This window comes from Bradyrhizobium sp. BLXBL-03, from assembly GCF_051853015.1.
Classification (GTDB): domain Bacteria; phylum Pseudomonadota; class Alphaproteobacteria; order Rhizobiales; family Xanthobacteraceae; genus Bradyrhizobium; species Bradyrhizobium manausense.
Genome location: NZ_CP182470.1, coordinates 3,254,862 through 3,277,154 on the forward strand (window position 1 = coordinate 3,254,862; position 22,293 = coordinate 3,277,154).

The following is a 22,293-nucleotide window of genomic DNA, read 5'->3' on the forward strand; positions in this document are numbered from 1 at the left end:
CGTTGTCGTTTGCGCGAACTTCTTGCGGAGATCAGGCCGCCGTGCTGACGTGACCCTCGGGATGCGCAGCGTTGTATTGGTCGCGCAGCTTCTCTTCATAGGCGATCAGCTTGCGAGCGTCCTTCAGCGCCCTGTAGAGGTCGCCGTTCAGGATGTTGTTGTTGATGCCCTCGATGATCGGCCAGGAGCTCGGTACGGCGGTGACGATGTCGCGTACCAGGTTGAAATAGGTGCCGTGCTGGGTCTGCGGGTCCGGCGAGATGTACATGAGCTGGACCGCCAGATAGACGAGCTTGGCCGGGGTATCGGCGGTCTCGGGCGTGAGGATGTCGCGCTCACGCAGGATCGGCACGTTGTCGCCGTCGATCAGAAGGCGGGCGCGCTGGTCGGTGTTGGTGATGACGCAGTTCCCGACGATGATGCGTTCGTGCGGTCTGAGCTCGACCTTGAGGGCCATGCCTGTTCTCCATCAACGCTTTAGTAACGAGCGGCGCACCCTTCCCGAATAACGGCTGCCCGCCCTGATTTGGGTCCAATCCTTGCTGAATGTGGTTAACGAGTCGTTAACATTTTCGCGGCAGCCGAAAAATCAAGCGGCGCCAATGCGTTGCGCCACTGCGACGACGCCGGTCAGAACCTTTGCGGCGAGGCGTTTCCGTCCGACGCGGAGAAACCACCGGTTTCATTTCACGGATTGTTAGAGGCTCGGAGGCACCGTCCGCCGGTCGTTTGATCAATGTCGGTCAAACAGGACGCGTAGCTACCAGAAAGGTAACAGTATGTCCGGTATCGTCCTCTCCTCTTCGGTTCGCCAGAACCTGCTCTCCCTCCAGTCTACCGCCGATCTTCTCGCCACCACCCAGTCGCGTCTGTCGACCGGCAAGAAGGTGAACTCGGCTCTGGACAACCCCACCAACTTCTTCACGGCACAGTCGCTCGACAACCGCGCCAGCGACATCAACAATTTGCTCGATGGCATCGCCAACGGCGTGCAGGTGCTCCAGGCCGCCAACACCGGCATCACCTCGCTGCAGAAGCTGCTCGACTCCGCCAAGTCGATCGCCAACCAGGCGCTGCAGACCACCGTCGGCTATTCGACCAAGTCGAACGTCTCGACCACGATTGCCGGCGCGACCGCGTCCGACCTGCGCGGCACCACGACTTATTCGAGCGCGACTGCGCTCTCCAACGTGTTGTTCACCGGCGCCGCCGGTGGCGCCACGGCGGCGACCTCGACGACCACGCTCGGCAGCGCAGCAGTTGCCACCTTTACCGGCTCGGCGATCAACGCGGCGACCACTGCAGCCAAGCTCCTGAACGGTGCAGCTGCGGGCGACGCCAACGCCGGTGTTGTCGCGGGCGATACCCTCACCGTCGACGGCAAGACCATCACCTTCGCCTCGGGCGACGCTCCGACCACGGCGCCGACCGGCTACACCCAGGTCGCTGCTTCGGCCGGCGTGACCACCGGCAACGTGTTCACCGATGCAAACGGCAACTCGCTCGTCTATCTCGGCTCCACGACGAAGGCCTCGATCGGCGACGTGCTGACTGCAATCGATGTTGCCAGTGGCGCGCAGAGCAACGTCGCTGGTACGTTGACATTGAACTCCGGCCAGACGGCCTCGAGCGTCAACGGCTCGGGCGCGCTGCTCCTCAAGAGCTCGACCGGTGCCGATCTGAGCGTGTCGGGTAAGGCCGACATCCTGAAGGCGCTCGGCCTGACCACCGCGACCGGCACGGGCAGTGCCACGGTCACTGCGGCTCGTGTTACCGCGGGCGGCAGCCTCGGCACCTTCGTGCAGGACGGCTCGACCCTGAACGTCAACGGCAAGGTCATCACCTTCAAGAACGGTGGAACCCCGGCCGCTGCGCAGGTTGCGAGCGGCTCGGGCGTGACCGGCAACGTGGTCACCGACGGCAGCGGCAACTCCACGGTCTACCTCAACAAGGGTACGGTCGCGGACGTGCTGACCGCGATCGACCTCGCCACCGGCGTGCAGACCACGTCCAACTCCGGCGGTACGGCGACGCTGACCACCGCGACCGGTCAGACGGCCTCTTCGCTGGTTGCCGGTGCGCTGCACATCTCCACCGGTGCGAACTCGGATCTGAACATCACGGGCACGGGGAACGCGCTGTCCACGCTGGGCCTCACCGGTGCGACCGGCACGGGCACGGCGTTCACGGCGAGCCGCAGCGCGGCCTCCGGCGGCGTTTCCGGCAAGACCTTGACCTTCACCTCCTTCAACGGCGGCACGGCGGTCAACGTCACCTTCGGCGACGGCACTGGCGGCACGGTCAAGACGCTCGATCAGCTCAACACGCAGCTTCAGGCCAACAACCTGACGGCCACGATCGATGCGAACGGCACGCTCACGATCGCCGCGACCAACGACTACGCCTCGTCGACGATTGGATCTGCCGCCGCTGGCGGTACCATCGGCGGCACGATCACCACGGCGCTGACCTTCACGAACCCGACTGCGCCGGTTGCTGATGCTGTTGCCCAGGCCACCCGTACCAACCTGGTGTCCCAGTACAACAACATCCTGACGCAGATCGACACGACCTCGCTGGACGCGTCCTTCAACGGCGTCAACCTGCTGAACGGTGACCAGCTCAAGCTGGTGTTCGACGAAACCGGCAAGTCCAACCTGAACATCACCGGCGTGACCTTCAACTCGAAGGGTCTGGGTCTGGCCGGCCTCGTGCAGGGCACAGACTTCATCGACAACTCGGCCACCAACAAGGTGCTGGCCAATCTGAACACGGCGTCGAGCACGTTGCGTTCGGAGGCTTCCACCCTCGGTTCGAACCTCTCGGTGGTGCAGGTGCGTCAGGACTTCAACAAGAACCTGATCAACGTGCTGCAGACCGGCTCGTCCAACCTGACGCTGGCCGACACCAACGAGGAAGCGGCCAACAGCCAGGCGCTGTCGACCCGCCAGTCGATCGCGGTCTCCGCGCTGTCGCTTGCCAACCAGTCGCAGCAGAGCGTGCTCCAGCTGCTCCGCTAATAGCTGACGACATCGCAAGCAAGTCATGGCGGCGGGGCTTCGGCCCCGCCGCTTTCTTTTTGCTGGAGCGATCGAGAGGTGATCTGGCGAGACTGAAAAAGTAACCGTTGGTTATGGTTAACGGCGAGCAAACGCCGAAAAAACCTGAAGAGTTTCAGATCGATCGTCACCGATCTCGGCGCGCTCGCACGGCCTTATGGTGAACCGGCGCTTACGGCTCGCAAGCAGGTTTCACCCTTTGTTAGCCATGTTCCATCAGGCTGTGCCCGTCACTCGATCCGAAGCGATCGAACGAAGACGCGTAAACCAGAAGGGTAAGAGTCATGTCCGGTATCGTTCTCTCTGCGTCGGTTCGCCAGAACCTGCTCTCTCTCCAGTCCACCGCCGATCTTCTCGCCACCACCCAGTCGCGCCTGTCGACCGGCAAGAAGGTGAACTCGGCTCTGGACAACCCCACCAACTTCTTCACCGCACAGTCGCTCGACAACCGCGCCAGCGACATCAACAATTTGCTCGATGGCATCGCCAATGGCGTGCAGGTGCTCCAGGCCGCCAACACCGGCATCACCTCGCTGTCGAAGTTGCTGGACTCCGCCAAGTCGATCGCCAACCAGGCGCTGCAGACCACCGTCGGCTATTCGACCAAGTCGAACGTCTCGACCACGATTGCCGGCGCGACCGCGTCCGACCTGCGCGGCACCACGACTTATTCGAGCGCGACTGCGCTCTCCAACGTGTTGTTCACCGGCGCCGCCGGTGGCGCCACGGCGGCGACCTCGACGACCACGCTCGGCAGCGCAGCAGTTGCCACCTTTACCGGCTCGGCGATCAACGCGGCGACCACTGCAGCCAAGCTCCTGAACGGTGCAGCTGCGGGCGACGCCAACGCCGGTGTTGTCGCGGGCGATACCCTCACCGTCGACGGCAAGACCATCACCTTCGCCTCGGGCGACGCTCCGACCACGGCGCCGACCGGCTACACCCAGGTCGCTGCTTCGGCCGGCGTGACCACCGGCAACGTGTTCACCGATGCAAACGGCAACTCGCTCGTCTATCTCGGCTCCACGACGAAGGCCTCGATCGGCGACGTGCTGACTGCAATCGATGTTGCCAGTGGCGCGCAGAGCAACGTCGCTGGTACGTTGACATTGAACTCCGGCCAGACGGCCTCGAGCGTCAACGGCTCGGGCGCGCTGCTCCTCAAGAGCTCGACCGGTGCCGATCTGAGCGTGTCGGGTAAGGCCGACATCCTGAAGGCGCTCGGCCTGACCACCGCGACCGGCACGGGCAGTGCCACGGTCACTGCGGCTCGTGTTACCGCGGGCGGCAGCCTCGGCACCTTCGTGCAGGACGGCTCGACCCTGAACGTCAACGGCAAGGTCATCACCTTCAAGAACGGTGGAACCCCGGCCGCTGCGCAGGTTGCGAGCGGCTCGGGCGTGACCGGCAACGTGGTCACCGACAGCAGCGGCAACTCCACGGTCTACCTCAACAAGGGTACGGTCGCGGACGTGCTGACCGCGATCGATCTCGCCACCGGCGTGCAGACCGCGTCCAACTCCGGCGGTACGGCGACGCTGACCACCGCGACCGGTCAGACGGCCTCTTCGCTGGTTGCCGGTGCACTGCACATCTCCACCGGTGCGAACTCGGACTGAACATCACCGGTTCGGGGAACGCGTTGTCTGCGCTCGGCCTCACGGGCTCGACCGGAACGGGCACGGCGTTCACGGCGAGCCGCGCCGCAGCTCCCGGCAGCATCTCCGGCAAGACCTTGACCTTCGCCTCCTTCAACGGCGGCACGGCGGTCAACGTCACCTTCGGCGACGGCACCGGCGGCACGGTCAAGACGCTCGATCAGCTCAACACGCAGCTTCAGGCGAACAACCTGACGGCCACGATCGACGCCAACGGCCTGCTCACCGTCTCCGTGATCAACGACTATGCATCGTCGACGATCGGCTCGGCTGTCGCCGGTGGCGCGATCGGCGGCACGATTACTACGGCCCTGACGTGGACGAATGCGACCACACCGACGGTCGATGCGGTTGCTCAGGCTACTCGTTCGAACCTGGTTTCCCAATACAACAACATCATGTCGCAGATCGACACGACCTCGGTCGACTCGTCCTTCAACGGCGTGAACCTGCTGAACGGCGACCAGCTCAAGCTGGTGTTCGACGAAACCGGCAAGTCCAACCTGAACATCACCGGCGTGACCTTCAACTCGAAGGGTCTGGGTCTGGCAGGCCTCGTGCAGGGCACAGACTTCATCGACAACGCCGCGACTAACAGGGTGCTCACCAGCTTGAATGCGGCTTCGAGCACGCTGCGGTCGGAAGCCTCGACCCTCGGTTCGAACCTCTCGGTGGTGCAGGTGCGTCAGGACTTCAACAAGAACCTGATCAACGTGCTGCAGACCGGCTCGTCCAACCTGACGCTGGCTGACACCAACGAGGAAGCGGCCAACAGCCAGGCGCTGTCGACCCGCCAGTCGATCGCGGTCTCCGCGCTCTCCCTGGCCAATACTTCGCAGCAGAGCGTGCTCCAGCTGCTCCGTTAATAAGCAGCTGATATCGCAGAATAAAATAGGGCGGCGGGGCTTCGGCCCCGCCGCCTTTTTTGTCGTTCTGGAGGGCCTGCGAGCCGTCAACCCCGCATTAACCCTATCCCTTAAGTCGCCGTTAACCATACTTTAAAGGACAGCCCCTAAGACTCCACCAAAGCACGTTCCAGATCGGCGAGCCCGATTCGTATCCGGTTCAAGAGGAAGACCGCCAATGTCCAACATCGTTCTCTCGGCGTCAGTTCGCCAGAACCTGTTGTCGCTGCAATCCACGGCCGATCTGCTCGCCACCACCCAGTCGCGTTTGTCGACCGGCAAGAAGGTCAACACCGCGCTCGATAACCCGACCAACTTCTTCACCGCGCAGGGGCTGGACAACCGGGCGAGCGACATCAGCAACCTGCTCGATGGCATCAACAACGGTGTGCAGGTGCTGCAGGCCGCGAATACCGGCATCACCTCGCTGCAGAAGCTCATCGACAGCGCCAAATCGATCGCCAACCAGGCGCTGCAGACCACGGTGGGCTATTCGACCAAGTCGAACATCTCGACCACGATTCCCGGTGCGACGCCGGCGGATCTGCGCGGCACCACCAGCTATACGAACGCAACCGCGACCGGCAATGTCGTTACCAACGGCACCGCCGGCGGCACGACCCCGATCACGACGGCGACGACGCTGGGCGGCATTTCGCAGTCTCTGGTCGGAGCTGCGGCTCCGAACGGTGCCGGGACGGCCGCAAGTCTCGCCCCCGGGCTGTTCCTGTACGGCTCGCCGGCAGCTGCGAGCACCATCGCCGCAAATGGCGCGCCGGCAGACGGTGACGTGTTGGTGGTGGACGGCAAGACGATCACTTTCCGCGCCGGTCCAACGCCTGCGGCCGGTGCAGTTCCCGCAGGCTCGGGCCTCAACGGAAACATGGTCACCGACGGGAACGGCAATTCGACCATTTACATGGGCACGCCTGGCACTCCGACCGCCACCGTTCAGGACGTGATGAATGCAATCGACCTGGCGAGCGGCGTGCAGAAGGCGGCCATCTCGGCAGGCCTTGCCACACTATCCAACTCGTCCGGCACAAACGCGGCCATCGCCGGCGGCGTTCTGACCCTCACGACTGGCACGGGCTCCGACCTCAGCATCACCGGGAAGTCCGATCTTCTGAACGCACTTGGTCTGACGACCGCGACGGGTTCCGGCAACACGACCGTCACGAAGACTCGTCTGACCACGTCGGCGACGCTGGGGAGCCTCGTCCAGGACGGTTCCACGCTCAACGTGGACGGCAAGACCATCAGCTTCAAGAACGCCGTCGTGCCGGCCGCCGCGCCGGCGGGGTCCACCAAGATCGGCAATCTCGTGACCGACAACACGACCGGCAACACGGTGGTGTATCTTCAGGGTGGCAACATCCAGGACACGCTAAATGCAATCGACCTGGCGACTGGGGCAGGTACGATCAGCGGCGGCGCGGTGGTTGCGGCGAGCGGCTCGTCGCTGTCGTCGGTCGTTAACGGTGCACTCAAGCTCTCAACCGGCACCTCGGCGGATCTGTCGATCACCGGGACGGGAAATGCCCTCTCCGCATTCGGACTGACCGGATCCACGGGCACCGCACCGCCTTCACTGCGACCCGCGCGCCGGGAACGGGCAGCATCTCGGGCAAGACGCTGACCTTCACCTCGTTCAACGGCGGGACACCCGTCAACGTCACGTTCGGCGACGGCACCCATGGTACCGTCAAGACGCTCGATCAATTGAACGCTCAGCTTCAGGCCAACCACCTGACTGCGACGGTCGACGCCAACGGGCTGCTCACGATCACCACCGTCAACGAGTACGCCTCCTCGACGCTCGGCTCAAACACGGCCGGCGGCGTGGTCGGCGGCACGATCACCGGCGTGGCCTCTTTCACGACCGCGCAGCCGCCGATTCAGGACCCGGTCGCGCAAACCGCGCGTTCGAATCTCGTCAGCCAGTTCAACAATATCCTGGCCCAGATCGACACGACGTCGCAGGACTCCTCGTTCAACGGCGTCAACCTGCTGAATGGCGATACGCTCAAGCTCATCTTCAACGAAACCGGCAGCTCCACGCTCAATATCAACGGTGTGTGTTCAACGCGGCCGGCCTGGGCCTGAGCAACCTCGTCAGCGGCATCGACTTCATCGATAACGGGGCCACCAACAGGGTACTCACCAGTCTCAACGCGGCCTCGAGCACTCTGCGCTCGGAAGCGTCCGCGCTCGGCTCCAATCTCTCGATCGTGCAGGTGCGCCAGGACTTCTCCAAGAACCTGATCAACGTGCTGCAGACCGGCTCGTCCAACCTGACGCTCGCCGACACCAACGAGGAGGCGGCCAACAGCCAGGCGCTGTCGACTCGCCAGTCGATCGCGGTCTCCGCGTTGTCGCTGGCCAACCAGTCGCAGCAGAGCGTGCTGCAACTGCTCCGCTAGTTCGAAAGCGCAAATACGAAGTTTGAGACGGCGCGGCGGGGCTAATGCTCCGCCGTTGTTTTGAGGGAGTTCGCTAAGACGGGATTAGCTGCGATCGATGCGCATGATGCAGTGGAGATTTACAGCTTGCATCTTGCGCAACTATCATCGCGCTCATGAAGCACTCGTGACCCGTAATAATCCGGAGTCCTTCCAAGCGCACATGTAAGCAAATCTTAAGCGCTGCTGCATAGGGTTGGGAAAGAAATCCTTAAGTCCGTTCAACGGACTAGGAAGCTTCCAAGGTGTGATTGATGTCGAATTCCGCTGCCTCGGCCTACGCGCGTGTCGCAACCACCACCGCATCTCCTCGCGACATCGAAGCGCAGACTCTGCTGAAGGCTGCCAACAAGCTCCAGGATGCCGTCAACGCCGCTGATCCGTTCAGCGAGCAGACCACGCAGGCGCTGTTGTTCAATCGCAAGCTCTGGACCATCTTCCTCAGCGAGGCGATGCGCGACAACAACCCGCAGCCGCTCGAGGTCCGGCAGAAGATCGCCAATATCAGCGTGTTCGTGCTGAGCCAGACCGCGGCGCTGCAGATGAGCCCGCAGTTCGATCACTTCCGCCCGCTGATCGAGATCAACCGCAACATCGCCGCCGGTCTGTCCGGCCGGCCGTGACGGAACGAGCCCGGCCACGCTCGACAAATGAGTGGCCGATTAAGCGCTGAGGTCCGTGTTGAGCGGGCGCGTGGGCTCCGACTTCAAATCCAGTGCGTGGAAATAGGCTCGCCGGCGCAGGATCGCCTCGTCGGGAAATTGAGTGACCACTGCCTCGGTCTTTTCGTTGACGACCTGGAAGACCATGGATGCAGCGGCCTGGTCGAACACGACCTGACGCGAGATGTTCGCATTGCTCTGCAGATCATTGCTCGCGGGCGCGCTCGTGTCGCTCGCGGCGACCGTCTGGCTCAGCGGCAGATCGGTTTGCACGGCATCGTTCGCCGCCGAATTCGACGTCGTTACGAACTGCACGGGGGCCGGGATCCCCACCGGCCGGATGCTGAAATCTGTACTCATGGCAGCCTCCTGGTTGCCTTGCGTGAGTCAAATCCCAACCCCTCTCAATGCGCAACCATGGAACACCAGGATTGAAGACCCGGTTAGCAAACGTGCCTAACCGCGCGACGCTTTTGCCGCGCGGTTTTTCGTAAAATTTGAAGCGGTTTTGGTGTGTGCCTAGAGCGTGCGACTAACCGCGAGCGGAGTGATGTGACGGGGCCCCGGCGCGGCGCGGCGGCCTGCTGCGGTATAGGTGTTCGGCACATTGCGCTTCTGGATCTCGGCGTTGACGCCGCGCACGACGCTTTCCGAGACCGCATGCGCGGTCGCGAGCACGGTAAGGTTGACCTGGAGCATGGCGCGGAAGGCGTCGTGGTGCCGGTGCAGTGTCGATAGCAGCTCGGGCGCCGATTTTGCAAGCTTGTCCTGGTTCGCTTTCAACTGGCCGACGGCGGCGACATAGCGCTTCGACAGCTCCTGCTTCTTGCCTTCCATCGTCATCGCCTCGCGGACCTTGCCGGCGCGGACCAGTTCGGTCTCGCGCTCGATCAGGCCGAGCAGGGCGTTCATCGCATCCATCAGATCTTCGGCGAGCTTGCGCGCCTCGGCGCTGCCGGGCGTGTTGTTCGGGCGCTGCGCTGGCATCGGCTGACGTGACGCGTTGAAGTGGTTCATCTCGTTTGACCTTATGCCGTACGAAGAGTGGTTTTGGCCTGCTGCATGATCAGGGTACGGTAGACGTCGCGCGCGACGCCGACGCCGCCGGCGCTGGCAAAGTTCTTGGAATATTGCTCGGTCAGCATCGAGCGCCATACGCCGGTGCCGGGCGTGTCGCCGAACGGACCTTCGCCCTTCAGGCCTGAAGTCATCTGCGCGAACATGCTGTTGAGGAACATGCCTTCGAAATCGGTGGCGGTCTTCTGCGCCTTGGCCTGCTGCTGCGGCGAGACCTTCTGGAGCGCTGCGGCGAGCTCGAAGTCGGGCCGGCCGTTGCGGCTTTCCACCGCGAAGGCGGGGTTCGAGGAAACAGCAGCGGTGGCGAGACGCGCGGTGTTGATCGTGCCGGTCTGCATCACATCACCTCGATGTCGGCTTCGATCGCGCCGGCGGCCTTGATCGCCTGCAGGATGCTGATGAGGTCGCGCGGGCCGATGCCGAGGCCGTTGAGGCCGTCGACGAGCTGTTGCAGCGAGACGCCGTCCTTGACGACGGCAAACTTCTTGCCGTCCTCGGTGACGCCGACGCTGGAGCGCGGCGTCACCACGGTCCGCCCCCGCGACAGCGGGTTGGGCTGGCTCACTTGCGGGCTCTCGGAAATCGTCACCGTGAGATTGCCCTGCGCGACCGCGACGGTGGCGACGCGGACGTCGCGGCCCATCACGATGATGCCGGAGCGCTCGTCGATGATGATCTTGGCGGCAAGATCGGGATCGACCTGGAGCTGCTCGATCTCGGTCAGGAAGGCGACGACGTTGCCCTTGAACTCGGGTGGGATCGTCAGCTGCACCGTCGACGGATCGATCGGCTCGGCACTCTTGACGCCGAGATAGTCGTTGATCGCCGCGGCAATGCGCTTGGCCGTGGTGAAGTCGGCGTTGCGCAGCGCGAGCCGGACATTCGGCAGGCGATTGAGCGCGAACTCGATCTCGCGCTCGATGATGGCGCCGTTGGCGATGCGCCCGACGGTCGGGACACCGCGCACGATTTTCGCCGCTTCGCCCTCGGCCTGGAAGCCGGAGATCGCGAGCGAGCCCTGCGCGACCGCATAGACATTGCCGTCGGCACCTAACAGGGGGGTGACGAGCAGGGTGCCGCCGCGCAGATCCTTGGCATCGCCAAGGGCGGAGACGGTGACGTCCATGCGCGTGCCCTGCGTGGCGAAGGCCGGCAGGTTGCCGGTCACCATCACGGCGGCGACGTTGCCGGTCCGGATCGTGGCGCCGCGGATGTTGACGCCCATGCGTTCCAGCATCGCTTGCAGCGACTGCTTGGTGAAGGGGATGTTGTTGAGGGTGTCGCCGGTGCCGTTGAGGCCGACCACGAGGCCGTAGCCGATGAGCTGGTTCTGCCGCACGCCTTCGATATTGGCGAGGTCCTTGATGCGCGAGGTCGCGTTTGCGGACGCGGCCGATAGCGCCAGCGCTGACAGCGCGGCAAAGGCCACCCCAAAAATCCTCACCCAACGAACCCCTGGCATCCTGTGCTCCCTAAGGCCTTCCGAAAAGCCTCCTCACGTCTCGGACCACCTGCGACACTCCCATGACGAGCTGGTCCGACGCTGTCCTTGCGAGCGTTGTGCCAACGCGGTGCAGAGGGCCTAGATGGTTGAATAGGTTGAGTAAATTTGTTTGCTCCGATGTCAGCGGCTGTTGCCGCTAAGGAGCGAAACTGCCGCGTGTCGGCAGATTTTGCCGGGCCGTTTACGCCTCGTTAACCATAATGCGGCGAATGTGGCGCATCGATCACCCGGATTGCTTCGATGCGCATCTACGGACCGAATGGCACCACGCTTGGGACGCCGGCCAGCCAGGCCAGGCGGACGAGCTCCGGCACCTTCGTGTTGCCGGACACCTCATCGGCGCAGGAGACGCGGAGCGCGGCTGCGCCGAAAGCCACCGCCAACATCGACGGGCTGCTCGCGCTGCAAGGTATCGAGGAAGATCCGATCGAGCGCCGCAAGCGTTCGGTCGCCCGCGGCAAGACCGCGCTCGACGTGCTCGACGACCTCAAGATGGGATTGTTGTCGGGCAATCTCGACAAGTCGACCGTGATGCGGTTGCGTGATGCGGCGGCGAATTTGAAATCGTCCTCCGGCGATCCTGGCCTGGATTCCGTGCTGGCCGAGATCGAGCTGCGGGTCGAGGTCGAGCTGGCCAAGGCCGGGCAGGGCTAGTCAGGCAGGCTTAAGAACGTGATCCGTCACCCTGAGGCGGCCGCTTCTTCAGCGGCCCTCGAAGGGCGACGGCCCCGCTGATGCGTCTCGGCCGTTCGTCCTTCGAGGCTCCCGGCGCGATGCTTCGCATCGCGCCGCTCGCACCTCAGGATGACGGGACCCCTATGAGTCTTCCACGCGCAGTCGCTACGCCGCTTCCTCCTTCTGCTGCGCGTCGTAGCGGCGCTGGGCGGCGAGCACGTCTTTCAGATTCTCCTCGGCCCAATCGCGCAGCGGATCGACAGCGGCGGCGAGCGTCACGCCGAGCTGCGTGATCGAATATTCGACCGTGACCGGCACGGTCGCGATGGCTCGGCGCTTGAGCAGGCCGTCGCGTTCCAGCGACTTGAGAACCTGGCTCAGCATCTTCTGAGAAATCCCCTCAATCGTGCGGCGCAACTGATTGAAGCGCATCGGCTCCTCGCGCAGCAGCAACAGGATCAGCACGGCCCATTTGTCGCCGACACGATCGAGAATTTGGCGTGTTGGGCACTCGGCGGCATAGACATTGGGTTTCATCTCGGTTTCTCGCGCTTGGCTCGCATCTATTGTTCCGGTTACTCCTGCGTAATCAGGTAAGCACAAAGTGCGCTCTTAACACTAGCATTCTTTGCGATATCTAGTCACTGATAGTTACTTCAGGCGCAAAGGAGCCTTTCATGAAAATCGCAGTTGCCGGCGCCTCGGGCCGGGCCGGGTCGGAGATCACCAAGGAACTGTCCCGCCGGGGGCACACGGTCACCGCCATTGCCCGGAATCCGGAGAAGATTGCAGGCCTGCCGAACGTCACCCCGACCAAGGGAGACGTGCTCGACCAGGCCGCTCTGACGAAACTCTGGAGCGGCCACGACGTTGCGGTGAGTTCCGTGCACTTCCTGGCGAGCGACCCGCACAAGCTGATTGGCGCGGCCAAGGCTTCCGGCGTCGGACGCTATCTGGTTGTCGGCGGCGCCGGAAGCCTTGAGGTCGCTCCCGGCGTCAAACTGGTCACAACTCCCGGCTTTCCGGCTCAATACAAGGCCGAGGCAGAGGCGGGGTCTGCGTTCCTCGACCTGTTGCGGCAGGAAAAGGAGCTGAACTGGACCTTCATCTCGCCCTCGGCACTGTTCGTCGAGGAGGCGCGGACGGGCAAGTTCCGGCTCGGCACCGACCAGCTTCTCGCAGATGCGAACGGCAAGAGCTGGATCAGCTTCGCCGACTACGCGATCGCGCTCGCCGACGAGATCGAGAAGCCGGCCCATCAGAGGCAGCGTTTTACGGTCGGGTACTAGGCTTTTGGCCGCCCCCGGGCTTCTGCCGGATAAACCTTCCTGTGCAAGGGCTTGGGGGCGGTAACCGCGCCATTAAGGAAATATTGTCTGTCACAAGTGGTAGCTATATAAGCCCCGGCTCAACGGACCCCGTTCCGTTCTTGAGTCGTTGCTTAAGAAGATAGGCCGCCCTTGGAAAAGTTGAAAAACTACCGACCGACCGAAAAAGAGCCTTTCATGAACGACCGGCAGAAGGAGTACTTCCGTTTGAAGCTCCTCGCCTGGAAGGATGAGATCCTCAAAGAGTCCAAGCTCACCCTGCAAGCCCTGCAGGAGGAGAACGTGAACCACCCCGATCTTGCCGATCGGGCATCGTCCGAAACCGACCGCGCCATCGAACTCCGCGCCCGCGACCGCCAGCGCAAGTTGATCGCCAAGATCGACGCCGCGCTCCAGCGCATCGAGGACAACACCTACGGTTATTGCGAGGATACCGGCGAGCCGATCTCGTTGAAGCGGCTCGAAGCCCGGCCCATCGCGACGCTCTCGGTGGAAGCGCAGGAGCGCCACGAGAAACGCGAGAAGGTCTATCGCGACGAATAGAGTCCGAGCCGCAGCGATGCGGCTCTTTGTTTTTGGGACGCAAGGCGCCGTTTGGCGCCATGATCAGCGTTTTGCCTGTCGCTTGCCGCCAAGCGCCTCGAGGTGTGGGCGCGATCGCGAAAAGTGAATCGCGATCAATGACCTGGAGTCCACTCTTGCGAGCTCACGTGAGTTCACATGAGAAACAGCCTTCACTTCAGGTGCGGGCGGTTTTGCGAGTCGCATCAACGGGATCGGCCCGGATGCTGTGAAGCTGAGCCAGCAGCATCAAGTTTCGCTGCAATCAGGCTTTCTGCGACGCGGCAAGGCGCGCATCCCCATAAAGCCCGGACCAGCTCAAAATTTCCTTAAACGCCGGCAGCAGCGGCGGGGCCGGTTTCGTCGGCATCCGACGCGGCGATCCTCGCCACTGCCGAAAGCCTGATCCGGCTCGGCCTCGTCAAGGCTTGAGGCCGCACGCCGGCCGCGCTTGTCAGGCCCGGGCGGGGATGCTCCACTGCCGCCCTTGATTTGCGTAGCGTGGGAGAGGCGGCGCCGATGGACAAGATACTCGAAGCCGCAAAGGCGATCGCGCTGGCGCGCCGGAACCATGCGCCACTCGCGGCGCTAGAACATCCGCCTGGTGACGAGGCCGAGGGCTATCAGGTCCAGCGCGCGCTGCATGATCTCTTGCTGCCGCATGCAGGTCCGCTGGTCGGCTACAAGATCGGCTGTACCAGCCAGGTGATGCAGGAGTACATCGGCATCCCGCACCCCTGCGGCGGCGGCGTGTTCCAGAAGGGCGTGCACGACAGCGGCGTCAAGCTCGCGGCTTCCGACTATGTCCGCGTCGGCGTCGAATGCGAGATCGCCGTGCGCTTGAAGCGGAACCTTGCCGCCGGCGAGGCGCCGTTCACGGCGGAATGGGTCGGTGAGGCCGTCGAGGCCTACCATCCCGCCATCGAGATCGTCGACGACCGCTATGTGAAGTGGGAGACGATGGGCGCGCCGACGCTGATTGCCGACGATTTCTTCGCCGCCGGCTGCGTGCTGGGCCCCGCCGTCCCGCGCTCGTCGGTGCCGGACCTGAAAGCCGTCAAGGGTCGCGCCATCGTCAACGGCGAGGAAGTCAGCCACGGCACCGGCGCCGACGTGCTCGGCCATCCCCACAACGCACTCGCCTGGCTCGCCAACCATCTCGCCGCCGAAGGCAAGGGCTTGCATGCCGGACAGCTCGTGTTGACGGGGAGCCTGGTGAAGACGCTGTGGCTGAAAGCCGGCGACAAGGTGCGGATGGAACTGGATGGGCTTGGCGCGGTGGAGGCGGAGTTTAGCTGATCTCTCTCCGCCGTCATTGCGAGGAGCCCTTGCGACGAATCAATCCAGAGTCTTTGCACCGCGACAGTCTGGATTGCTTCGCTACGCTCGCAATGACGGAAATTGAGGTTGCGGCGTCGCTACGATTGCGCGGACTCGACCCTTGGCCTCAAGGCATCACAACCAAAAATACATGCGGCCCTCGCCAGGGGAGCTAGCGAGGGCCGCGTCGTACATCGTCGTTCGCGCCTAGGTTCGCGAGCACGATGTGGGAGCTCGGGAGAAGCTTAAAAGGGCAGCAGCACGTCCATGACTTGCTGGCCGTAACGCGGCTGCTGCACATCCATGATCTGGCCGCGGCCGCCATAGGCGATGCGGGCCTGTGCGATCTTGGTGGAATCGATGGTGTTGTCGCTCTGGATGTCTTCGGGGCGGACGATGCCGGCGACGATGAGTTCGCGGATCTCGTAGTTGACGCGGATCTCCTGCTTGCCCTCGACCACCAGGTTGCCATTCGGCAGCACCTGCGTCACGACGGCGGCGACGTTGGTCTGCAAGGCTTCCTTGCGGTCGACGCTTCCCTTGCCCTCGCTGGACGCGGTGGAGTCGGCGGTGAGAATGCGGCCGGGCAGGATCTTGTTGGCCTGCGTGATCGTCTTGGCGCCGATGAAATCGGTAATGCCCGAATCTTCCTTGTTGCTGCGGCTGCGCTGGGTGTCGTTCTCGATATTGGCCTTGTCGGTGATGTTCACGGTCACGGTCAGGAGGTCGCCGACCTGATGGGCGCGCTGGTCCTTGAAGAAGGCGCGGCTGCCGTTGCGCCACAGCGAGTTCGGATTGTAGGAGGCGACTTCCGGCTTGGGCATCGGCATCTGCACCGGCTTGTAGCCGGGCTGCGTCGTCGGATTGTCGATCGCCGACAGCTTCGGTTGCTCGCCGATCTGGGACAGGCGGTCGATCGAGGAGCAGCCGCCCAGCGCGCTCGCTGTCAGCAACAGTGCAGAGATCGCGATGCGACGAAGACGGGAAGCCGAACTGAAAGCGGACATGACGAACTCTTACTTTGCTTGTGCTTGCGAGGCGCGAGCTTGCGGGATCTGGGCATCTGCGATCCGGGCCGGCGAATTCGGCGCCTGGACCAGGTTGCGGAGGAGGGCTGCGGTGTCGACAGGGGCGGGCGCTTCGTCCCGCTTGAGCGAGGAGGTGTGTTCGACCGCAGGTTCCATCGGCGCGGACTGGCTGGCGCCCTGCACGGTCACCTGGCCGCGGCCGGTGACGACACCGGTCAGCGTGCGCTTGGTCTGCAGATTGAGGACGCTCACGGTGTCGCCCTCGGCGCCGCCCTCGATCGCCTTGCCGCGGGTGGTGAGGTAGATCCCCGGGACCTGGTAGATCACGGTGACGCTCTGGTCGCGCGACACGAATTCGGGCTTGGCGATGTCGGCGATGCGGATCGGCGTGCCGGCGCGCATCGGCCGGCGCAGCTGCATGCCGATGGCGCGGTCGCGCTGCGCGGGCTCACCCGTCACTTCGGCCTTGGGCCGTCGCTCCAGCGCGACATCGGAGGATTTCAGCATCTCGGTGCGATCGACGTCGCGGGTCAGGACAGCGACCTCGATGGTCTCGATCGCGGTGCCGGTCAGGCGCAGCTTGGTCGGCGCCGGGTTGCTGTCGTTGTTGATCTCGAACGAGATGTCGAAGCGGCCGCCGCGAGCATCGTAGCGGGTCGCAACCGGCTGCAGCGTGCCAGTGTTGGAGGCTTCCAGCCTGATGTCGGAAATGCCACGGTCGAAGGTGACGGTGATGTTGGCGGCGTCGCCCAGGCCGAAGCGACGCTCGAGCGCGGAAGTGACCGCGTTTTCGAGGTCCTTGTTGGCGAGCGTGCGGGCAAGCCGGGTGACCTGGACTTCCTTGATGTCGCCGGTCATCACGCCGATCACCTGCTTGGCGCGGAGCACGCTCAGGACCTGGGCGACCGGCAGCGCGCCGGTGGTGCCGAGATCGGGCGAGCGATAGACCGGAACCTGCGCGGCCGAACCGGCATTGTCGATGAGGTCGCCGACCCGCACCACGTCCGAGCTGACCGTGACGCTGGCGCGCAGTTTCGGCGCGGTGATGCCGTCGTCGGCGGCCTGCGCCGGCAGGGCCAGCACGAGCATGGCGGAGATTGTGACAAGTGCGGTGCGGATCATCATCATCACCTCAGCGGAACAGCGCCGTGGTCGATTGCATCATCTGGTCGGCGGCGCTGATCACCTTGGCGTTCATCTCATAGGCGCGCTGCGCGGCGATCAGGTCGCTCATTTCCGAGACGACGTCGACATTGGCCTGCTCGAGGCTGCCCTGGGTGATCTTGCCGTAGCCTTCCGAATTCGCGATGCCGTCCTGCGGCGTGCCTGACGACGTCGTCTCAATGAACTGGTTGCTGCCGACCGGCTGCAAGCCCGCCTTGTTGATGAAACGGGTCAAGCCGATCTGGCCGAGAACGGTGTTGGTCGACGAGCCCGGCAGCGTCACGGTCACCTGGCCCTGCTCGTTGACGGTGATGCCCGAGGCGTTGTTCGGAATCGTGATGGTCGGCTGCACCGGGTTGCCGCCGGCGGTGACGACGCGGCCCTGATTGTCCATCTGGAACGTGCCGTCGCGGGTGTACTGGAAGGTGCCGTCGGGCATCAGGATCTTGAAGAAGCCTTCGCCCGAGATGGCGAGATCGAGGTCGTTGCCGGTCTGCGACAGCGTGCCTTGCGTCATGCTGCGCGGCGTGCCGACGGTCTTGACGCCGCCACCGATGTCGACGCCGACGGGCAGGATGGTGCCCTGGTCCGAGGCCTGGGCGCCGACGCGGCGGACGTGCTCGTAGATCAGGTCCTCGAACGCCGCGGTCTGTTTCTTGAAGCCGGTGGTGCGCAAATTGGCGATGTTGTTGGAGATCACCTGAACGTTCAGTTCCTGTGCCGCCATTCCGGTCGCTGCGGTGTGAAGCGCCTGCATGTCAGTTCTCTCCCAATCAGGCCGGAACGTCGGCGAGCTTTTCGATCGCCGATTTGTGGAGGTCGCTCTGCTGCTGGAGCAGGTTGGCGATGGCGGTGTAGCTGCGCATCACCTCGACCATGCGGCTCATCTCGCCGACCGAATTCACGTTCGACTTCTCGATGTAGCCCTGCTGCAGGGTGGACTTGGCGTCGGGCTGCTGGGTCGCGGAGCCTGTGTCATAGAGATTGGCGCCGAGCTTGGTCAGCTTGGCCGGATCGTCGAACGTCACCATGCGGATCTTGCCGCGGATCGTGTCGGTCTTGGCCGTGCCCTCGAGCACCGTCACGGTGCCGTCGGGGGCGACGTTAATGTCGTGGTCGGTCGGCTGGAACACGATCGGGCCGGCGGTGCCGAGCACGAGGTTGCCGTCCGAGGTCATGAGCTGGCCGGTGCTGCTGAGCGCGAACTTGCCGTCGCGGGTGTAGCGCTCGGCGCCGTTGGCCTGCACGGCGAAGAAGGCGTTGCCGCTGATCGCCATGTCGAGCGGGTTGCTGGTCGCCTCCATCGGGCCCTGGCCGACGTCGCGATAGGTGCCGCGGTCCTGCACATAGGAGACCCGGCGGTCGGAGCCGATGAAATTGTCCTCATGCGCGTTCGAGCGGAGATACTCCTCGAACAGCGAATGGTCGGCCTTGAAGCCGTTGGTGTTGACGTTGGCGACGTTGTTGGCGATGACATCCATCTGCCGCTCCAACGTCATCTGCCGTGACAATCCGATCAGAAGCGCATTCTGCATCGGTCAATCTCCCCTTGCGTGAGACCTGCCATCTCGCTCTCCCAAGCGCCTTGGCCGATCCCGTGAACGAGGCCGTCGGGTTCTCCCAAACCATCCGGTCTCGCCCCTCTCTCAGCGAAAGCCGTGCCAAGTCGCAAAGATGTGCAATTACAGTTGCTTGCTTATTTTTCGGCCGAGAAAGCAGGGGGCAGAAAGGTTCTGTTAGCCATGTTTGCCCGGCAGATTTTTCCTAGCGGAGGGCCGATTGAAAGGTTCCGTTAACCATTATTACCGTAGCGTTTGCGTGTGAGAGGAGCGCTTTGCGCTGGGGCATTTGTATCGCGTCACTGTCTGCCAGGAGGCTTCGCCCTTTCGACCCTTTATGAGATGAGCGGGCCCGGACGATCATGGCAGAGAATGAAGCGGAAGGCGGCGCAGCCGCCGAAGGCGCGGAAGCCGCTGCCCCCAAGAGCAAGTTCAAGCTGATCCTGATCATCGTCGGCGTGCTGGTCGTGCTCGGCGGCGGTGCCGCCACCTGGTTCCTGTTCTTCCGTCATGGCGACGACGAGCACCATGCCGAGGTCGCGCCGCCGCCCAAGCCGCCGGCCTTCGTCGAAGTGCCGGACATGATGGTCAACCTCGCCGGCGCGCCCGGCGAGCGCGTGCAATATCTCAAGCTCAAGATCGTGCTCGAGCTGAAGGAAGAGAAGCAGATCGAGGCGATCAAGCCGTCGATGCCGCGGGTCACCGACATCTTCCAGACCTATGTGCGCGAGCTCCGCTCCTCCGACCTCAATGGCTCCGCCGGCATCTTCCGCCTCAAGGAAGAGCTGACCAAGCGCGTCAACGCCGCGGTCGCGCCGATCCAGGTCAGCGCGGTGCTGTTCAAGGAAGTCGTGCTCCAGTGAGGATGCAGCGGAAGGGTACAGGCTAGCGTCATGGCCGGCAACGAGCAGATGGACCAGGATGCGATTGCCGCCCAATGGGAGGCGTCGCTCGATTCCGAGGATCCCGCGGAGGCCGCGAAGGCCGCTGCCGAAAACGAACTCTCGGAGACCATGGCCCTGCAATGGGCGGCCATGGTCGAGGACGGCAGCCGCGATCTCGGCAACGGCAAGAATTCCGGCGAGCGGGTGCTGTCGCAGGAGGAGATCGACAATCTGCTCGGCTTCACCGTCGGCGACGTCACGCTCGACGATCACAGCGGCATTCGCGCGATCATCGATTCGGCGATGGTCTCCTACGAGCGTCTGCCGATGCTCGAAATCGTCTTCGACCGCCTGGTGCGGCTGTTGACGACCTCCTTGCGCAATTTCACCTCCGACAACGTCGAAGTCTCGCTCGACCGCATCACCTCGGTGCGCTTCGGCGATTACATGAACTCGATCCCGCTGCCTGCCGTGCTCTCGGTGTTCAAGGCCGAGGAGTGGGAAAACTTCGGCATGGCGACGGTGGATTCCAGCCTGATCTACTCGATGATCGACGTGCTGCTCGGCGGCCGCCGCGGCTCGAGCCAGCTGCGCATCGAGGGCCGGCCCTACACCACGATCGAGACCGAGCTGGTCAAGCGCCTGGTCGAGGTGGTGCTGACCGATGCCGAGCAGGCGTTCCGGCCACTGTCGCCGGTGACCTTCACGATCGACCGGCTCGAGACCAATCCGCGCTTCGCCGCGATCAGCCGTCCCGCCAACGCCGCGATCCTGGTGCGCCTGCGCATCGACATGGAAGACCGCGGCGGCAACATCGAGCTGTTGCTTCCCTACGCGACCATCGAACCGATCCGGCCCGTTCTGCTCCAGATGTTCATGGGCGAAAAGTTCGGCCGTGATCCGATCTGGGAAGGCCATTTCGCCACCGAGATCGCCCAGGCCGAGATTTCCGTCGATGCCGTGCTCTACGAGGCCGAGATTCCGCTCAAGCAGCTGATGCGGCTCAAGGTCGGCGACACGCTGCCGCTGGACATGCGCGCGGATGCCAACGTCACCGTGCGCTGCGGCGACGTCACCATCACCGAAGGACGCATGGGCCGGGTCGGAGAGCGCGTTGCGATCCGCGTGACGAAACCCCTGCGCAAGCCAAGTACGACACTTGCGATGTTCGAGAAGGTGGACGAACAGAATAAGCTGATGGAGGCCCCATGAACCACTCCCTAGGAATGGCGATCGAGACGCTGGTGGCCATCCTGCTGATGCTCACGATCGGCTACTGCATCCTGCTCAACAAGCGGCTGACGCGGCTGAAGGCGGACGAGCATTCGCTGAAGGCCGTGATCGCAGAGCTGATCACCGCGACCGAGATCGCCGAACGCGCGATCGGCGGGCTCAAGCTCGCCGTGCGCGACGTCAACGAGAATCTCGGCAGCCAGCTCGCGGCCGCGACGCAAATGTCCGACCAGCTCTACAAGCAGCTCGGCGAAGCCGACCATGTGGTGCGCCGCCTCTCCAAGATCGCCATCGCGGCGCGCCCCGTGACCAATCCGGAAGCTGCCGCTGCCCCCGTCGCCAAGCCGTCGCCCGCGAAAGCGGTGGCCGCCGCCGCTGAAGCCTTCTCGGAGCGCCGCAGGTCCAACGGTATCGCCGCATAAAGTCAGGGTATGAAGTCCTTTCGTAACATCCGCGTCATTCCGGTCGTGCTGGTTGCGGTCGCAGGTCTCGCCACGCTGAAAGTGGCGGGGCTCGTAATCAATGGCGGCTACGTGTTCGACTACCAGCCGAACACGTTGAAGAAGTCCTGGGCACAGCAGAATTTGAACTTCCCGACCGGGCGAGAGGACCCTGACATCACCGGCTCGACGCATGGCGAGCCGAAGGAAGCGCCGAAGCCGGCCGCACCCGAGAGCAAGCCCGAGGGCACTTCGGTCAACATGGACGAAGCCCAGCCGCAGGTCTCGGCCTCGGAGCGGGCGATCCTGGAACGGCTGCAATCGCGCCGCCAGGAGATCGAGGCCCGCCAGCGCGAGATCGACATCCGCGAGAGCCTGTTGAAGTCGGCCGAAAAGCGCATCGAAGGCAAGGTCGAGGAAATGAAGGCCGTGGAGTCCCGCATCAGCGCGACCCAGGCCGAGCAGAAGGCCGCTGAGGCCCAGCGCCTCAAGGGCCTCGTGACCATGTATGAAGGCATGAAGCCCAAGGACGCCGCGCGGGTGTTCGACCGGCTCGAGATGAGCGTGCTGATCGAGATCGCCTCGGCGATCGCCCCCCGCAAGATGTCCGACATCCTGGGACTGATGTCGTCGGAAGCCGCCGAGCGGCTGACGGTCGAGATGGCGCGCCGTGCCAATGGCGGCGGGGATCAGGCTGCTTCCGCCGGGGATCTCCCCAAGATCGACGGCAAGCCGACGCAAAAGCCGAATTGAGGGCTCATACTTAAGAAGTCC

Annotated in this window: 20 protein-coding genes and 2 pseudogenes; 12 read left to right on the forward strand and 10 right to left on the reverse strand. The window is 63.7% G+C overall.

Annotated features, from left to right (window positions below; genetic code table 11):
• Positions 1 to 31 precede the first annotated feature (31 nt).
• On the reverse strand, positions 32 to 457 hold the full coding sequence (gene flbT, locus ACNJX9_RS15395; RefSeq protein WP_237864948.1) for a flagellar biosynthesis repressor FlbT: 426 nt from the start codon (positions 455 to 457) through the stop codon (positions 32 to 34).
• Positions 458 to 779: 322 nt separating this feature from the next.
• On the opposite strand from flbT, the gene ACNJX9_RS15400 reads away from it, so the two are divergent.
• The 4 genes and pseudogenes from ACNJX9_RS15400 to flaF all read left to right on the forward strand — a co-directional run bounded on the left by ACNJX9_RS15400 (position 780) and on the right by flaF (position 8,707).
• Positions 780 to 3,020: a DUF1522 domain-containing protein gene (locus ACNJX9_RS15400; RefSeq protein ID WP_439409456.1), complete on the forward strand. Its 2,241-nt coding sequence runs from the start codon at positions 780 to 782 to the stop codon at positions 3,018 to 3,020.
• A gap of 323 nt (positions 3,021 to 3,343) precedes the next feature.
• Positions 3,344 to 5,583 (forward strand): annotated as a pseudogene (locus ACNJX9_RS15405) (DUF1522 domain-containing protein).
• 217 nt (positions 5,584 to 5,800) lie between these two features.
• Positions 5,801 to 8,045: pseudogene (locus tag ACNJX9_RS15410) on the forward strand (DUF1522 domain-containing protein).
• A 293-nt stretch (positions 8,046 to 8,338) separates the two neighbouring features.
• Positions 8,339 to 8,707, forward strand: a complete 369-nt coding sequence (gene flaF, locus ACNJX9_RS15415) for a flagellar biosynthesis regulator FlaF (RefSeq protein WP_220003020.1) — start codon at positions 8,339 to 8,341, stop codon at positions 8,705 to 8,707.
• A gap of 39 nt (positions 8,708 to 8,746) precedes the next feature.
• Here flaF and ACNJX9_RS15420 read toward each other — a convergent pair whose 3' ends face one another.
• The 4 genes from ACNJX9_RS15420 to ACNJX9_RS15435 all read right to left on the reverse strand — a co-directional run bounded on the left by ACNJX9_RS15420 (position 8,747) and on the right by ACNJX9_RS15435 (position 11,285).
• Positions 8,747 to 9,106 carry a hypothetical protein gene (locus ACNJX9_RS15420; protein WP_057747395.1) on the reverse strand — a complete coding sequence of 120 codons (360 nt, stop codon included), beginning with the start codon at positions 9,104 to 9,106 and terminating at the stop codon, positions 8,747 to 8,749.
• A 159-nt stretch (positions 9,107 to 9,265) separates the two neighbouring features.
• A complete protein-coding gene (locus tag ACNJX9_RS15425; RefSeq protein WP_271618879.1) occupies positions 9,266 to 9,763 on the reverse strand; it encodes a hypothetical protein in 498 nt (165 codons plus the stop codon).
• Positions 9,764 to 9,774: 11 nt separating this feature from the next.
• Entirely contained in the window at positions 9,775 to 10,161 is a 387-nt protein-coding gene (gene flgJ / locus ACNJX9_RS15430; protein WP_057747393.1) for a flagellar assembly peptidoglycan hydrolase FlgJ, read from the reverse strand.
• Positions 10,161 to 11,285, reverse strand: coding sequence for a flagellar basal body P-ring protein FlgI (locus ACNJX9_RS15435; RefSeq protein ID WP_057747392.1), 1,125 nt, complete (start codon positions 11,283 to 11,285; stop codon positions 10,161 to 10,163). Before ACNJX9_RS15435 ends, flgJ begins: the two co-directional genes overlap by 1 nt.
• Before the next feature lie 282 nt (positions 11,286 to 11,567).
• Between ACNJX9_RS15435 and ACNJX9_RS15440 the strand changes: the two genes are divergently transcribed.
• Positions 11,568 to 11,981: a flagellar assembly protein FliX gene (locus tag ACNJX9_RS15440; RefSeq protein ID WP_057747391.1), complete on the forward strand. Its 414-nt coding sequence runs from the start codon at positions 11,568 to 11,570 to the stop codon at positions 11,979 to 11,981.
• A gap of 186 nt (positions 11,982 to 12,167) precedes the next feature.
• Here ACNJX9_RS15440 and ACNJX9_RS15445 read toward each other — a convergent pair whose 3' ends face one another.
• Positions 12,168 to 12,539, reverse strand: coding sequence for a winged helix-turn-helix transcriptional regulator (locus ACNJX9_RS15445; protein ID WP_057747390.1), 372 nt, complete (start codon positions 12,537 to 12,539; stop codon positions 12,168 to 12,170).
• A gap of 140 nt (positions 12,540 to 12,679) precedes the next feature.
• On the opposite strand from ACNJX9_RS15445, the gene ACNJX9_RS15450 reads away from it, so the two are divergent.
• The 3 genes from ACNJX9_RS15450 to ACNJX9_RS15460 all read left to right on the forward strand — a co-directional run bounded on the left by ACNJX9_RS15450 (position 12,680) and on the right by ACNJX9_RS15460 (position 15,190).
• Entirely contained in the window at positions 12,680 to 13,291 is a 612-nt protein-coding gene (locus ACNJX9_RS15450; RefSeq protein WP_057747389.1) for an NAD(P)-dependent oxidoreductase, read from the forward strand.
• Between the two features lie 216 nt (positions 13,292 to 13,507).
• Positions 13,508 to 13,873: an RNA polymerase-binding protein DksA gene (gene dksA, locus ACNJX9_RS15455; protein ID WP_008554760.1), complete on the forward strand. Its 366-nt coding sequence runs from the start codon at positions 13,508 to 13,510 to the stop codon at positions 13,871 to 13,873.
• 537 nt (positions 13,874 to 14,410) lie between these two features.
• The gene (locus ACNJX9_RS15460) at positions 14,411 to 15,190 is read left to right on the forward strand and encodes a 2-keto-4-pentenoate hydratase (protein WP_439409457.1); all 780 of its coding nucleotides are present in this window, start codon (positions 14,411 to 14,413) and stop codon (positions 15,188 to 15,190) included.
• A gap of 266 nt (positions 15,191 to 15,456) precedes the next feature.
• On the opposite strand, the gene flgH is transcribed toward ACNJX9_RS15460, so the two are convergent.
• The 4 genes from flgH to flgF are packed head-to-tail and all read right to left on the reverse strand — an operon-like array spanning position 15,457 to position 18,938.
• Positions 15,457 to 16,218 (reverse strand): flagellar basal body L-ring protein FlgH, encoded by a 762-nt coding sequence (gene flgH, locus ACNJX9_RS15465; protein WP_057747387.1) that lies wholly within the window; start codon positions 16,216 to 16,218, stop codon positions 15,457 to 15,459.
• A 9-nt stretch (positions 16,219 to 16,227) separates the two neighbouring features.
• Complete coding sequence (gene flgA, locus ACNJX9_RS15470; protein WP_439410066.1) at positions 16,228 to 17,361, reverse strand: flagellar basal body P-ring formation chaperone FlgA; 1,134 nt, start codon at positions 17,359 to 17,361, stop codon at positions 16,228 to 16,230.
• 10 nt (positions 17,362 to 17,371) lie between these two features.
• Complete coding sequence (gene flgG, locus ACNJX9_RS15475) at positions 17,372 to 18,160, reverse strand: flagellar basal-body rod protein FlgG (protein WP_439409458.1); 789 nt, start codon at positions 18,158 to 18,160, stop codon at positions 17,372 to 17,374.
• Between the two features lie 16 nt (positions 18,161 to 18,176).
• A complete protein-coding gene (gene flgF / locus ACNJX9_RS15480; protein ID WP_057747385.1) occupies positions 18,177 to 18,938 on the reverse strand; it encodes a flagellar basal-body rod protein FlgF in 762 nt (253 codons plus the stop codon).
• 386 nt (positions 18,939 to 19,324) lie between these two features.
• On the opposite strand from flgF, the gene fliL reads away from it, so the two are divergent.
• The 4 genes from fliL to ACNJX9_RS15500 are packed head-to-tail and all read left to right on the forward strand — an operon-like array spanning position 19,325 to position 22,272.
• On the forward strand, positions 19,325 to 19,825 hold the full coding sequence (fliL, locus tag ACNJX9_RS15485) for a flagellar basal body-associated protein FliL (RefSeq protein WP_057747384.1): 501 nt from the start codon (positions 19,325 to 19,327) through the stop codon (positions 19,823 to 19,825).
• 30 nt (positions 19,826 to 19,855) lie between these two features.
• Positions 19,856 to 21,058, forward strand: a complete 1,203-nt coding sequence (gene fliM, locus ACNJX9_RS15490; protein WP_057747383.1) for a flagellar motor switch protein FliM — start codon at positions 19,856 to 19,858, stop codon at positions 21,056 to 21,058.
• Complete coding sequence (locus ACNJX9_RS15495) at positions 21,055 to 21,501, forward strand: DUF6468 domain-containing protein (protein ID WP_057747382.1); 447 nt, start codon at positions 21,055 to 21,057, stop codon at positions 21,499 to 21,501. Before fliM ends, ACNJX9_RS15495 begins: the two co-directional genes overlap by 4 nt.
• Before the next feature lie 9 nt (positions 21,502 to 21,510).
• Complete coding sequence (locus ACNJX9_RS15500) at positions 21,511 to 22,272, forward strand: MotE family protein (protein WP_057747381.1); 762 nt, start codon at positions 21,511 to 21,513, stop codon at positions 22,270 to 22,272.
• Positions 22,273 to 22,293 lie beyond the last annotated feature (21 nt).

Excerpts from the sequence above, each read along its gene's own strand:
- flgA (WP_439410066.1), bottom strand. The coding sequence starts at position 17,361 with ATGATCCGCACCGCACTTGTCACAATCTCCGCCATGCTCGTGCTGGCC.
- fliM (WP_057747383.1), top strand. The coding sequence starts at position 19,856 with ATGGCCGGCAACGAGCAGATGGACCAGGATGCGATTGCCGCCCAATGG.
- ACNJX9_RS15400 (WP_439409456.1), top strand. The coding sequence starts at position 780 with ATGTCCGGTATCGTCCTCTCCTCTTCGGTTCGCCAGAACCTGCTCTCC.
- ACNJX9_RS15440 (WP_057747391.1), top strand. The coding sequence starts at position 11,568 with ATGCGCATCTACGGACCGAATGGCACCACGCTTGGGACGCCGGCCAGC.
- flgF (WP_057747385.1), bottom strand. The coding sequence starts at position 18,938 with ATGCAGAATGCGCTTCTGATCGGATTGTCACGGCAGATGACGTTGGAG.
- flbT (WP_237864948.1), bottom strand. The coding sequence starts at position 457 with ATGGCCCTCAAGGTCGAGCTCAGACCGCACGAACGCATCATCGTCGGG.
- ACNJX9_RS15420 (WP_057747395.1), bottom strand. The coding sequence starts at position 9,106 with ATGAGTACAGATTTCAGCATCCGGCCGGTGGGGATCCCGGCCCCCGTG.
- ACNJX9_RS15425 (WP_271618879.1), bottom strand. The coding sequence starts at position 9,763 with ATGAACCACTTCAACGCGTCACGTCAGCCGATGCCAGCGCAGCGCCCG.
- ACNJX9_RS15460 (WP_439409457.1), top strand. The coding sequence starts at position 14,411 with ATGGACAAGATACTCGAAGCCGCAAAGGCGATCGCGCTGGCGCGCCGG.
- dksA (WP_008554760.1), top strand. The coding sequence starts at position 13,508 with ATGAACGACCGGCAGAAGGAGTACTTCCGTTTGAAGCTCCTCGCCTGG.
- ACNJX9_RS15445 (WP_057747390.1), bottom strand. The coding sequence starts at position 12,539 with ATGAAACCCAATGTCTATGCCGCCGAGTGCCCAACACGCCAAATTCTC.
- flgJ (WP_057747393.1), bottom strand. The coding sequence starts at position 10,161 with ATGCAGACCGGCACGATCAACACCGCGCGTCTCGCCACCGCTGCTGTT.
- flgH (WP_057747387.1), bottom strand. The coding sequence starts at position 16,218 with ATGTCCGCTTTCAGTTCGGCTTCCCGTCTTCGTCGCATCGCGATCTCT.
- ACNJX9_RS15450 (WP_057747389.1), top strand. The coding sequence starts at position 12,680 with ATGAAAATCGCAGTTGCCGGCGCCTCGGGCCGGGCCGGGTCGGAGATC.
- ACNJX9_RS15495 (WP_057747382.1), top strand. The coding sequence starts at position 21,055 with ATGAACCACTCCCTAGGAATGGCGATCGAGACGCTGGTGGCCATCCTG.
- fliL (WP_057747384.1), top strand. The coding sequence starts at position 19,325 with ATGGCAGAGAATGAAGCGGAAGGCGGCGCAGCCGCCGAAGGCGCGGAA.
- ACNJX9_RS15435 (WP_057747392.1), bottom strand. The coding sequence starts at position 11,285 with ATGCCAGGGGTTCGTTGGGTGAGGATTTTTGGGGTGGCCTTTGCCGCG.
- ACNJX9_RS15500 (WP_057747381.1), top strand. The coding sequence starts at position 21,511 with ATGAAGTCCTTTCGTAACATCCGCGTCATTCCGGTCGTGCTGGTTGCG.
- flaF (WP_220003020.1), top strand. The coding sequence starts at position 8,339 with ATGTCGAATTCCGCTGCCTCGGCCTACGCGCGTGTCGCAACCACCACC.
- flgG (WP_439409458.1), bottom strand. The coding sequence starts at position 18,160 with ATGCAGGCGCTTCACACCGCAGCGACCGGAATGGCGGCACAGGAACTG.